Origin of the sequence: Pantoea sp. Ft-CA_14 (assembly GCF_024520875.1) — a bacterium.
GTDB classification, from domain to species: Bacteria; Pseudomonadota; Gammaproteobacteria; order Enterobacterales; family Enterobacteriaceae; genus Pantoea; species Pantoea agglomerans.
The window spans coordinates 393,854-407,033 of record NZ_JALNPM010000003.1 but is presented as its reverse complement, the minus strand read 5'-3'; the positions used below and the strand labels follow the sequence as shown (position 1 = coordinate 407,033).

General features: G+C 59.4%; 7 protein-coding genes. 2 read left to right on the top strand and 5 right to left on the bottom strand.

Annotated features, from left to right (window positions below):
* Positions 1-2: 2 nt before the first annotated feature.
* From baeS to NR195_RS07660, 5 genes are read right to left on the bottom strand one after another with little or no spacing between them, the layout of a single operon-like run.
* Positions 3-1,391: a two-component system sensor histidine kinase BaeS gene (baeS, locus tag NR195_RS07680; protein ID WP_010670989.1), complete on the bottom strand. Its 1,389-nt coding sequence runs from the start codon at positions 1,389-1,391 to the stop codon at positions 3-5.
* Positions 1,388-2,794 (bottom strand): MFS transporter, encoded by a 1,407-nt coding sequence (locus tag NR195_RS07675; protein WP_010248184.1) that lies wholly within the window; start codon positions 2,792-2,794, stop codon positions 1,388-1,390. The genes baeS and NR195_RS07675 overlap by 4 nt, the downstream gene beginning before the upstream one ends.
* 52 nt (positions 2,795-2,846) lie before the next feature.
* The gene (gene mdtC, locus NR195_RS07670; protein ID WP_256844375.1) at positions 2,847-5,921 is read right to left on the bottom strand and encodes a multidrug efflux RND transporter permease subunit MdtC; all 3,075 of its coding nucleotides are present in this window, start codon (positions 5,919-5,921) and stop codon (positions 2,847-2,849) included.
* A complete protein-coding gene (locus tag NR195_RS07665) occupies positions 5,918-9,040 on the bottom strand; it encodes an MdtB/MuxB family multidrug efflux RND transporter permease subunit (RefSeq protein ID WP_033772219.1) in 3,123 nt (1,040 codons plus the stop codon). The genes mdtC and NR195_RS07665 overlap by 4 nt, the downstream gene beginning before the upstream one ends.
* The gene (locus NR195_RS07660; protein WP_256844374.1) at positions 9,040-10,278 is read right to left on the bottom strand and encodes an MdtA/MuxA family multidrug efflux RND transporter periplasmic adaptor subunit; all 1,239 of its coding nucleotides are present in this window, start codon (positions 10,276-10,278) and stop codon (positions 9,040-9,042) included. The genes NR195_RS07665 and NR195_RS07660 overlap by 1 nt, the downstream gene beginning before the upstream one ends.
* A gap of 240 nt (positions 10,279-10,518) precedes the next feature.
* On the opposite strand from NR195_RS07660, the gene NR195_RS07655 reads away from it, so the two are divergent.
* Both NR195_RS07655 and NR195_RS07650 read left to right on the top strand, forming a co-directional pair.
* The gene (locus NR195_RS07655; protein WP_022625025.1) at positions 10,519-11,478 is read left to right on the top strand and encodes an aldo/keto reductase; all 960 of its coding nucleotides are present in this window, start codon (positions 10,519-10,521) and stop codon (positions 11,476-11,478) included.
* A gap of 209 nt (positions 11,479-11,687) precedes the next feature.
* On the top strand, positions 11,688-13,031 hold the full coding sequence (locus NR195_RS07650) for a carbohydrate porin (protein ID WP_256844373.1): 1,344 nt from the start codon (positions 11,688-11,690) through the stop codon (positions 13,029-13,031).
* Positions 13,032-13,180 lie beyond the last annotated feature (149 nt).

The window sequence follows — 13,180 nt, the reverse complement described above, 5'->3', positions numbered from 1 at the left end:
GTCTACACAAGGGGAACATAGCGCAAGTGTAGCGCGATTTTCAGTCCACCTAAATCAGAGTGCGCCGCATGAATATCGCCGCCATGCGCGTCAGCGATATTTTTACAGATGGCCAGGCCCAGGCCCGAGCCACCGCTGGCGCGATTGCGCGAGCCTTCGGTGCGGAAGAAGCGCTCAAAAATCTGGGCCTGATGTTCCCCATCCACGCCCGGTGCGCTGTCATCAAACTCGATGCGCCAGTTGGGTGCCTCATAGTTCAGCGTCACTTCAACCCGGCCCCCGCTGTCGGTGTAGCGCAGGCTGTTCTCCAGCAGATTAGTGAACAACTGCATCAGGCGGTCGGGATCGCCAAAGAAGGGGGCGTTATCGGGCAGATTGAGTTTCAGCGTCAGCCCGTGTGCACGATAGCGTTCGGCAAAGCTGCCTGCCGTCACTTCCAGCAGCTGCACCAGATCGGTTGCCTGTTTGCGGTAGGCAAGGGCGCCCTCATCGGACAGCGACAGCTGATGCAGATCGTCGACCAGCTTGGTCAGCACCACCACTTCGCTCTGTAGCGAGGCGATCGCTTCCGGCGTCAGTTTGCGCACGCCATCCTGCATCGCTTCCAGTTCACCGCGCAGGATCGCCAGTGGAGTGCGTAACTCATGGGAGATATCGGCCATAAAGGCGCGGCGCATGCTCTCATTTTTCTCCAGCGAGCTGGCAAGGAGGTTAAAGTCCCTGGCCAGCTGGCCCAGCTCATCCCGGCTGCTGACCTCAACGCGGGTGGCAAAATTACCGGCCGCCAGATGATGGGTGCCGTCAACCAGTCGTTTGACCGGAGCCAGCAGACCGCGCGCCATCAGCCAGGTTGCCAGCGCCGCCAGCAGCGTGGACAGCCCGACGATAATCCAGCTGGTGCGCCGCTGCTGCTGATCAAAGTTAATGTCGGTGCTGCGCGTCAGCCGCTCCGGCGGCGAGCCGATGACCCAGCCGACCACTTTATTATTGCTGGTGGTGATATTGCGTCGCGTGCCCTCGGGTGGCACCGGCGATTTTGGCCCGGCCAGCACTTTATATTGCTGATCGAGGATCCAGAACTGGGTGCGCCAGCCGTGCGGCGGCAGCTGACTGTTGCTGTCGGGATTCTGCTCCAGCGAACGCAGCATGGTGAACACCAGCCGGTCGTTGTGGCGCAAAAAATCCCAGTTGCCGTGCTGCTCATACTGATCGGCCAGGGCATCACTGAGCAGATTTAACCGCTGCTCGTTGCCGCGCTTAATGTAGTCGACAAAGCCATGCTCGAAACTGAGGCGAACCCCCCAGTGCATGGTAATCAGCACCAGCATGCAGGTGGCGAAAATCGCCATAAACAGTTTGGCCCCGATGCCCAGGCGCAGGTTATCTCTCATTTTTTTCTCCGGCGTCGCAAATCAACGTTGGTACTCACCTGTGGCGGCACGCGCCAGAACACCAGCGCGGGCAGGATGATAATCAGCGACATGCAAAGGTAGGTATAAATAAACATCTGATGTTCCGCCGTGCTGTTCGCTGCGCTTTCCTGAGCAAATGCCCCCAGCAGCAGCCCGGCCACGGTAACGCCAATACTCATCGACAGCTGCATAATCATCGACAGCAGGCTGTTGCCGCTGGACGCCAGCTCATCAGGCAGCTCCTTCAGCGTCAGGGTATTCATTGAAGAGAAGCGGATGGCGTTGACCATGCCCTGCAGAAACAGCACCAGTGGCAGCAGCCAGACCCAGCCCAGAATTGCCACCAGCGGGAACAGCAGGACCACCAGCGCCAGCGCCACGGTCGACATCACCAGCACGTTGCGGTAGCCATAAAGATTGACGATGCGCACCACAATGCGTTTCATCCCCATATTCCCCAGCACCATCGGAATCATCATCAGACCGGCGTGAAACGGGCTGTAACCCATGCCGAGCTGCAGAAAGATAGGCGTCATAAAGGGCAGCATGCCGCTGCCGATGCGGCCGGTAAAACTGCCGAGCAGGCCAATGGAGTAGATGCGATTATCAAACAGCTTCAGGCTGAACAGCGCATTATCATTGCTGCGCGCATGCATCAGGTAGAACAGCAGAGAGAACATACCAATGAGGATCATGGCACCCAGCAGCAGCGGAGAGCCGCCACTGCTGCGCTGACCATCCAGCGCCAGCGTCAGGGTTGCCATTCCGGCGGCCAGCAGGATAAAACCGCCGAAATCAAAGCGCCGCGTCTGCATGCTGTAGTTGGGCATCAGCATCAGGGTGGCGATAGCGCCTGCAATGCCGACCGGGATATTGATCAGAAAGATCCAGTGCCAGCTGGCGTACTCCACCAGCACACCGCCCAGCGCCGGACCCAGCAGCGGGCCAATCTGGCCGGGCAGAGTGACAAACGTCATGGCGGACATATACTGCTCGCGCGGCACGATTTTCATCACCGTCAGGCGACCCACCGGCACCATCATGGCCCCACCAATCCCCTGAACCACCCGCGACAGCACCAGCTGATCGAGGGTGCCGGAGAGGGCGCACAGCAGTGATCCCAGGCTGAACAGCACAATCGCGCAGAAGAAAATGTTGCGCACGCCAAAGCGATCGGCCAGCCAGCCGCTGACCGGCAGCATCACCGCTACCGTCAGCACGTAATAGACGATGACCGAGTGCATGTGCAGCGGGCTGACACCCAGATCGTGCGCCATCGATGGGATCGCGGTATTCACGATGGTGGTATCCAGCGTCTGCATAAAGAAGCCGATGGCAACAATCCACAGTTGCCAGCGGACGTTAGTGCTTTGCGTACTCATCGATCCCCCCCGATAAAGGCGTCACGTCTGATGCCTGCCGCCGCCATACCTGTTACGGCTGCTGCGCGGCGGCCAGCGGGCGTTTTTTACGGCGCAATTTATCCATCATTAAATAGACCACCGGCGTGGTGTAGAGCGTCAGCAACTGGCTCATCACCAGCCCGCCGGCAATGGTAATCCCCAGCGGCTGACGCAGCTCTGCGCCGTCGCCGCTGGTCAGCACCAGCGGCAGCGCGCCAAACAGCGCCGCCAGCGTCGTCATCATAATCGGCCGGAAGCGCAACAGGCACGCCTGGAAAATCGCCTCGCGCGCGCTGAGCTGGCCGTTGCGCTCTGCCTCCAGCGCAAAATCGACCATCATGATGGCGTTCTTTTTCACGATACCGATCAGCAGCAGAATACCGATCAGCGCAATCAGGCTGAAGGGCGTATCGAACAGCTCCAGCGCCAGCAGCGCACCGACACCCGCCGAGGGCAGGGTAGAGAGGATCGTCAGCGGATGGACATAGCTCTCATAGAGGATCCCCAGCACGATATAGACTGCCGCAATCGCCGCCAGCATCAGCCAGAGCTGATTGCTTTGTGACTGCTGAAACACCTGCGCCGTACCGGCAAAGCTGCCGCGCACGCTGGAGGGCACGCCAATCGCGGTCATGGTGCGTTCAATCGCCTCCGACGCCTGCGACAGCGACACCCCTTCCGGCAGGTTAAATGAGATGGTCGAGGCGGCAGACAGCCCTTCATGATTGACCGAGAGCGGCGCATTCGCGGGCTGCCAGTGGGCGAACCACGACAGCGGAATCGCTTTACCTTCGCTGTTTATCACGAACATCTGCGACAGGGCGCTGATATCCTGGGTGTAGCGCGGATCGACCTCCATCACCACTTTGTACTGGTTAAGCGGCTGATAGATGGTGGAGATCTGACGCTGACCAAAGGCGTTATTCAGCAGGGCATTGGCCTGAGAGACATCGATGCCAAGCCGCGCCATGCTTTCCCGGTCATAGGTCAGCGCCATCTCGCTGCCTTTATCCTGCTGATCGGAGTTCACATCCGCCAGCTGCGGCAGGGCGGAGAACGCCTGACGGATTTTTGGCTCCCACTCACGCAGGGCGTTGAGGTCGTCCGACAGCAGGGAATATTGATAACCGGCATTCGATTCCCGACCGCCGACGCGCAGATCCTGCACCGCATTCAGATAGAGACTCGCCCCGGGTTCTTTCGCCAGCTTATTGCGCAGGCGGGCGATAATCTCCACTGCGCTCTCTTTCCTCTCTGACAGTGGCTTCAGCGAGATAAACATGGAGCCGCTGTTGGTACGCATCCCGCCGGTGAAGCCCACCACGCTCTCTACCGCCGGATCGGCCCCGACAATCTCCATAAAATCCTGCAGCTTACTGCGCATCGCCTGAAACGAAATGCTCTGGTCGGCAGAGATGAAACCGGAAAGTCGTCCGGTATCCTGCTCCGGCATAAAGGTTTTCGGAATATGAACAAACAGCCAGCCGGTCAGGACGATGGTGGCGAAAAACAGCACCATCACCCAGCGCGCATGGTTCAGTACCACGCTAAGCGAGCGGCCATAGCCCTGCTGGATCGCCATCAGCAACCGGCCCGCGCCGCGCTGACGCGGCTGGCTGCGCGGCGCGTGCGGCTTCAGCAGATAGGCACACATCATCGGCGTCAGGGTGACCGAGATAAACAGCGAGATGACGATAGCCACCGACAGCGTAATGGCAAATTCTGAGAAGAAGCGGCCAATCAGTCCGCCGATCATCAGCAGCGGCAGGAACACGGCAATCAGTGACAGGCTCATCGACAACACGGTAAAGCCGACTTCCCGTACCCCTTTCAGCGCGGCGGCCAGCGGCTTCATGCCCGCTTCCACGTGTCGGGCAATGTTCTCCAGCACCACAATCGCATCATCCACCACAAAGCCGGTGGCGATGGTCAGCGCCATCAGCGACAGATTGTTGAGGCTGAAGCCACACAGGTACATCGCGGCAAAGGTGCCGATCAGCGAAACCGGCACCGCAACGGCCGGGATCAGCGTGGCGCGGCCCGAGCGCAGGAAAACAAACACCACCAGAATCACCAGCGCCACGGCGATCACCAGCGACTGCTCCACCTCATGCAGCGAGGCGCGAATGGTGGGTGAGCGATCCTGAGCGATCTGCAGATTGATGGCGGCCGGGATCACCTCATGCAGCAGCGGCATTTCGGCGCGGATGCGGTCCACCGTATCGATGACGTTGGCTTCAGGCGTTTTGCGGATCAGCAGCAGCACCGCCGGTTTACCGCGCGACATCCCTGCGTTGCGTACGTCCTGCACTGAATCTTCGACTGTCGCCACATCCGACAGCCTGACCGCCGCGCCGTTGTTGTAATGCACTATCAGCGGCTGATACTCACTGGCGGTCTGCAGCGCGTCATTGGTACGCAACTGCCAGCGCTGCTGCGAATCATCCAGTGCGCCCTGCGGCCGTCGCTGATTGGCGTTGGAAATGGCGGTGCGCACCGCATCCAGCGAGACGCCCTGATTAAACAGCGCCTGTGGATTCAGGGCCACGCGGACCGCAGGCAGCGAGCTGCCACCCACGGTGACGTCGCCCACGCCCTCAATCTGTGACAGTTTCTGCGCCAGCTGGGTCGAGGCGTAATCGTAGAGCTGACCCGGATTATAGGTATCCGAGGTCAGCGTCATGATCATAATCGGCGCATCTGAAGGGTTCACTTTGCGATAGGTCGGGCGCGACGGCATCCCGGTAGGCAGCAGGCTTTGCGCCGCGTTAATCGCGGCCTGAACATCGCGCGCGGCTCCGTTGATGTCGCGATCAAAATCAAACACCAGAATGATGCGGGTGCTGCCCAGCGAACTGGTGGAGGTCATTTCACTGACGCCCGCGATGCGTCCCAGCGAGCGCTCCAGCGGCGTGGCCACCGACGACGCCATGATCTCCGGCGCGGCACCCGGCAGCGAAGCCGAGATAACGATCACCGGAAAATCAACCTGCGGCAGCGGCGCCACCGGCAGCAGCCGGAAACCCAGCATCCCCGCCAGTGCGATGGCCAGCGTCAGCAGCGTGGTGGCGACGGGCCGGTTGATGAACAGGGCAAAGAACTTCACTCTGCGGCCTCCGTGCGGGCAAAGCGGCGGCGGGTAGCGTGCGCCAGTCGATCAAACAGCAGGTAGATCACCGGGGTGGTAAACAGGGTCAGCACCTGGCTCAGAATCAGCCCGCCGACCATGGCAATCCCCAGCGGATGACGCAGTTCGGCACCGACGCCGGTGCTGAGCATCAGCGGCAGCGCGCCGAGCAGGGCGGCCAGCGTGGTCATCAGAATCGGGCGGAAGCGCAGCAGGCAGGCCTGATAAATGGCATCAACAGGCTTCATACCCTGTTCACGTTCGGCCGCCAGCGCAAAGTCGATCATCATGATGGCGTTCTTTTTCACGATGCCGATCAGCAGGATGATGCCGATTATCGCCACGATATCCAGCTCATTGCCGCTGAGCATCAGCGCCAGCAGCGCGCCGACACCCGCCGTGGGCAGCGTTGAGAGAATTGTGATGGGGTGAATAAAGCTCTCATAAAGCACGCCCAGCACAATGTACATCGCTACAATAGCCGCCACAATCAGCCAGACGGTGCTGCTCAGCGCCGCTTCAAACGCCAGCGTGCTGCCCTGGAACTGCGTCATCAGCTCTGCGGGCATGCCAAGCTCGGCTTCAGCCTGCGACACCGCTTTCACCGCATCTTCCAGCGAATAGCCGTCAGCCACGTTGAAGGAGAAGGTCGCCGACGGGAACTGGTCGAGATGGTTAATGCTGAGCGGCGTGTTGCGCTGTTCAATGCGGGCAATGGCGCTCAGCGGTACGCTGCCGCCGTCGCTGCTGTTAAGGCGAATCGCATTCAGGCTCTCCATGCCTGGAGTGGCACTATTGTCCTGCTCCAGCACCACCCGATACTGGTTCGCCTGGGTATAAATGGTGGAGATGAGCCGCTGACCGAAGGCGTTGTACAGCGCGTTATCGACATCCGCCATGCTGATGCCGAGGCGGCTGGCGCTGTCGCGGTCCACTTTGACATAGGCTTCCAGTCCCTGATCCTGCCAGTCACTGCTGACATCGCGCAGCTGTGGCAGGGTGCTGAGCCGGGTCAGCAGCGCCGGAACCCAGGTGCTGAGTGAAGACAGTGAACCCGATTGCAGCGTGAACTGATAGGGCGTGCGGCTCGCCTGGGTATCGATGGTGAGATCCTGCACCGCCTGCAGCCACAGCTGCACGCCCGGTACCTCACTGACCTGCTGTTGCAGGCGCTGCTGAATGGCAGGAATGCGGTCGTCGCGTTGATCCAGCGGTTTGAGGTTGATCTGCAGACGCGCGCTGTTCAGCGAGGCATTGGTGCCATCCACGCCGACAAACGAAGTCATGCTCTCCACCGCCGGATCTTTCATGATGATGGAGGCGACGTCGCGGGTGCGCTGCGCCATGCTGGCATAGGAGACCGACTGCGGTGCCTGCAGCGTGCCCTGAATAATGCTGTTGTCCTGCTGCGGGAAAAAGCCTTTCGGGATGATCATCCATAGCAACAGCGTCAGCACCAGGGTGCCAAGCGCCACCGACAGCGTGAGCCAGGGATGATTGAGTACCCGTTTCAGGCCGCGGCCATAGGCGGCCACGATACGATCAAACATCGCTTCGCTGGCCCGCGAAAAGCGGTTCTGTTTGCGCAGCGACTCCGCGCTCAGCATCCTGGCACACATCATCGGCGTCAGGGTCAGTGAGACCACCGCTGAAATCAGGATCGCCACCGCCAGCGTCACGGCAAATTCGCGGAACAGACGGCCGATCACGTCGCCCATAAACAGCAGCGGGATCAGGACCGCAATCAGCGAGAAGGTGAGGGAGATGATGGTAAAGCCGATCTCGCCGGCACCTTTCAGCGCGGCGGTGAGCGGCTTTTCCCCTTTCTCGATATAGCGTGAGATGTTCTCAATCACCACGATGGCATCATCGACCACAAAGCCGGTGGCGATGGTCAGCGCCATCAGCGTCAGGTTGTTAATTGAAAAGCCGAGGAAGTACATCGCCGCGAAGGTGCCGATCAGTGACAGAGGCACCGCAACCGCCGGGATCAGCGTGGCGGGCACGTTGCGCAGAAACAGATAGATAATCATGACCACCAGCGCCATCGCCAGCATCAGCTCATACTGCGTGTCGTTGACCGAAGCACGAATATTGGTGGTGCGGTCGGTGAGCAGTTTAACCTCCACCGACTTCGGCAGGGCTGCGGTCAGGGCAGGCAACATGGCACGGATATTATCTGCTGTGGCGATGATATTGGCACCAGGCTGACGCTGAACGTTGAGCACAATCGCCGCATCGCGGTTGGCCCAGGCGCCAAGCCAGCTGTTTTCTGCTCCCTGTTCTATGGTCGCCACGTCGCCAAGGCGCACCGGTGCGCCGTTTTTGTAGCTGATAATCAGCTGGCGATAATCCTCCGCTGATTTCATCTGATCATTGGCTGACAGGGTAACTGAGCGGGTCGGACCATCCAGGCTGCCTTTGGCGGAGTTAACGTTGGCATTGCTGATGGCGGTCCGCACTGTTTCGCTGGTCAGACCCAGCGCAGCCAGCGCCTGCGCATTCATTTTCACCCGCACCGCAGGACGCTGACCGCCCGATAGCGTGACCAGTCCGACGCCGCTGACCTGAGAGATTTTCTGCGCCACCCGCGTTTCCACCATGTCCTGCACCTGCGTCAGCGGCATGCTGCGCGTGGTGACGGCAAGCGTCATGATCGGTGGATCGGCAGGATTCACTTTGCTGTAGACCGGCGGATTAGGCAGGTCGTTGGGCAGCAGGTTAGTGGCGGAGTTAATGGCAGCCTGCACCTCCTGCTCTGCCACATCCAGCGGCAGCGTCAGCTGGAACTGCAGCGTCACCACCGAGGCACCGCCGGAGCTTTGCGACGCCATCTGTTTCAGGCCAGACATCTGACCAAACTGGCGCTCAAGGGGCGCGGTGATGGAGGAGGTGACCACATCCGGGCTGGCACCCGGATAGAGCGTGACGACCTGGATCGTCGGATAGTCGACTTCCGGCAGCGCCGAGACCGGCAGGAAGCGGTAGCCCAGCACCCCGGCCAGCAGGATCGCAATCATCAACAGCGTGGTGGCGACCGGCCGCAGGATAAACTGGCGTGACGGTCCGCCACTGTGATCGGGAGGCATGACCTGCATTACTCACGCTCTCCTTTTGACGGCAGGGTGGCGCGGGTAGCGCGCGGTGCGTTGCTCTGCGGCGCGACCACCTCGACTTTTGCGCCTTCCGTCAGGCGATCCAGACCATCGGTCACGACGCGTTCACCCGCCTCCAGACCGGCGCTGACCACCACTTTCTCGCTATCCTGCAAGCCGGCAATCACGCTTTTCTTGCTGACCTTGTTGTCGCTGTTAACCACCCAGACAAAGTTGCCTTCGTTGCCCATCTGCAGCGCGGCAGGTGGGATAACAATCGCATCCTGCAGGGTGTTGACCTTCAGCCGCACATTCACGAACTGATTGGGGAACAGCGTGTCGTCCTGATTATCAAAACGCGCTTTAATTTTGATGGTGCCGGTGGTGACATCAATCTGGTTATCGAGGCTTAGCAGTTTGCCGCTGGCGATCAGATTCTGATTACTGCGATCCCAGGCCTCCACCAGCAGCGATTCACCGTTTTTCTGCGCCTTGAGAATGGAACTGATGCTGTTCTCAGCCAGGGTAAAAACCACATCAATCGGGTGCGTCTGGGTGATCACCACGATACCGGTGGTGTCGCCGCTGGTGACGTAGTTGCCGACGTCCACCTGTTTCAGCCCGACCCGGCCTGCAATCGGCGCGGTGATCCGGCTGTAGGTAAGATTGAGTTGCGCACTGGCGACGCTTCCCTCATCCGCTTTCAGCGTGCCGAGCGTTTCACTGACCAGTGAGCGCTGCGTATCCAGCTCCTGTTGCGACACCAGCGAGGTTTTTGCCAGCTTCTCGAAGCGCGCCAGGTCACGACGGGCGTTGGCCAGCGTCGCCTGATCTTTCGCCAATTGGCCCTGCGCCTGCGTTAACGCCACCTGATAAGGCCGCGGGTCGACTTCAGCCAGTAGCTCGCCCGCCTTCACCTGCTGCCCTTCGGTGAAATGGATTGCCAGCAGATCGCCATTGACCCGGCTGCGCACCGTGGCCGTGTTAGCCGCGGTCACCGTACCCAGTCCGCTCAGATAGTGCGGCACGCTCTGGCTGGTGGCCGTAGCGGCCTGAACCGGCGCGAGGGGACGACGGGCGCCGTCACCACCGCCTTTGCCGCCACGTGGCGCAGGTGCGTCACTCTGACTACTGCTCTGCGGCTGGGCATGGCGCTGCCAGGCATAATAGCCGCCAGCGGCCACGGCGATCAGGGCCAGCACGATAAGGGTTTTCTTCATAACAGGATGTCGGGTGCTCATGATTGTTGGTGCTCTCCAGCAGTGACGTAGTCCCAGGCGCAGGCATCAAATGGGTAGCCTGCAAACGACAGAGTGTAGCCGCCTCTGACGGGCAGAAGTTGAAGGAAATAAGGATATCTGTCAGGGCGGGGTAATTATGCCTGTTCTTTCATTAATCGCATCACAATCGTCATAAAGCCGTGAAATCACTTTGCTATGCTGAAAGACAGACGGTTTTTTCAGGCAAATAAGGAGCAGGAAATGAGTCAGAATCAAACCCGGCAGTTGGGTGACAGTGGTATCGCGGTGCCGTTGCTGACGTTTGGCGGCAACGTGTTTGGCTGGACAGTGGATCAAACCACCTCCTTTTCGTTGCTGGATGCGCTGGTGGATCGAGGCCTGTGGTTTATCGATACCGCCGACGTCTATTCCCGCTGGGCACCGGGCAATAAAGGCGGTGAATCGGAAACCATTATGGGTGAATGGCTGAAAAAAAGCGGCAAACGCGACCAGATCGTGCTGGCAACCAAGGTTGGCATGGAATTGTCGCCGGAGAAAACCGGGCTGAAACCGCAATATATTCGTCAGGCAGTCGAAGATTCACTGCGCCGGTTGCAGACCGACTATATCGATCTCTACCAGGCGCACCGCGACGATCAGGATACGCCGCTGGCGGAAACCCTGAGCGCCTTTGACAGCCTGATCAGAGAGGGCAAAGTGCGGGCGATTGGTGCCTCCAATTACAGCGCGGCACGGCTGCAGGAGGCGTTGCAGGTCAGTGAAACGCAGGGGCTGGCGCGCTATGAAACCCTGCAACCTGAATACAACCTTTATGACCGCCAGCCCTATGAATCGGAGCTGGAGCCGGTGGTGATGGCGCAGGGGCTGGGCGTGATCAACTACTATTCACTCGCCAGCGGCTTTCTCAGTGGCAAATACCGCGAGGCGGCGGATGCGGGTAAAAGCGCGCGCGGTCAGGGTGTCGTAGATAAATACCTTAACCCGCGCGGTTTGCGGATCCTCGACGCACTGGATGCTATCAGCGAAGCGCATCAGGTGACGCCGACGCAGATAGCGCTGGCCTGGCTGATCGCCCGTCCCGGTATCACCGCACCGATTGTCAGTGCCACCTCGCTGAAACAGCTCGACGATCTGACTGGCGCGATGCAGCTGACGCTGACCCCGGCGCAGATAGAACAACTCAATCAGGCAAGCCAGTAAACACAAGGGGCGATAGCGCCCCTTTTTACGCTGCACCTGTCAAAAAAGACGCACCCCGCCCAGAGAGTAACCAATCAGCGATCCCGATCACAAATGCGTTAATAAACGGATGTTACGGGTAATTATGCGCACGTATTTACAAAAAACAGAGGTTATCCAGCACTATCCTCTGCGCGTCATTTTCCGTAACTTACATAAGAATAAGCAAGATGAAAAACAGAAAAGCAGAGCAGCGTTTCCCGCTGCGCCGTGTGGCAACCGGCACCCTGATCCTGGCCATGTTTTCCGCGCAGGCATTGGCCGCAGACGCCCTGAGCCCGGATTCCGAATGGATGTTTGGTGACTGGGGCGGGTACCGAACGCACCTGCAGGACGACGGCATTAAGTTTGACGTTAACTACACCATGGAAAGTGCCGCGAATTTAGGCGGCGGGGCAGATACCAACACCACCATGCGCTACAGCGATCAGTGGTCGTTTGGCACCAATTTCGATCTGCAGAAGTTGCTGGACTGGCAGGATGCCGAGTTCCAGATGACCGTGACCAGTCGTAACGGACAGAATCTTTCTGAACAGGTCGCGGATCAACGCACTGGTATGCTCTCCTCGGTGCAGGAGGTTTACGGTCGCGGCCAGACCTGGCGTCTGACCCAGTTCTGGTTACGCAAAGGATTGTTTAACGATGTGGTCGATGTGAAAGCCGGGCGGGTGACGGTAGGGGAAGACTTCGATAACTTCGATGGCAATCTGTTCCAGAACCTGGCGCTGGGCAGCGGGCAGGCGGGTAACTGGCGCGGCGATCGCTGGTTTAACTGGCCTGTGTCGCAGTGGGGCGGCCGGGTGAAATTCAATATCACGCCGGACGTTTTCTTCCAGGTCGGTTTCTATAATCAGAACCGCGCTAACTACGATCGCGGTGATGGTTTCCGCCTGGATACCAGCAATTCAGAAGGGAATCTGGTGCCGGTCGAACTGGGCTGGAAGCCAACCTTCGGGCCGGAGAAATTACCGGGTAACTACCGCATCGGCTATTACTATTCGTCGGTGGATGGCGATGTTTATGGCAGCTGGCGCAACGGCGGCTATCAGGATCAGGCCCATTCCTATGGCGGCTATCTGCTGTTACAGCAACAGCTGACCGCGCAGGATGGCGATGTGAATCGCGGTCTGGGCGTGCGGGTGCAGGCGGTGATGAACGATCACAAGACCTCAAAGACCGACAACTATCAGTCTATTGCGTTTACCTGGACAGGACCGTTTGATGCTCGTCCTCAGGATGAGATCGGCGTGGGCGCATCACGTGTTCATGTGAACAGCGACTATACCCGCTCACTGCGTCAGCAGAATCAGGCTAATGGTGAGAGCCGCTTTGACAGCCCGACCTATCTGCCGATTCAGGAAGGTTCAGAGTACAACTATGAGGTTTACTACAACGCTAAAGTAACTAACTGGATGTCACTGCGTCCTAACCTGCAGTATGTGGTTGCCCCTGGCGCAGTCAGTGAAGTGAAAGATGCGTTTATCGGCGGTATCAGCGCCAATATTGCCTTCTGATTTTCCGGGCGAGCGAGCCGCAGTACGGGCCTGAGCACCTCTGCTGCTGCCGGGCCGTCCTCGCGCCGCTCACGCGGTACCTTCGGCTTTGACGTCGTGCCGACGAACCGTTCGGGGATCGGCCCTCTCTGGCCGGCCCCGAACTGTCC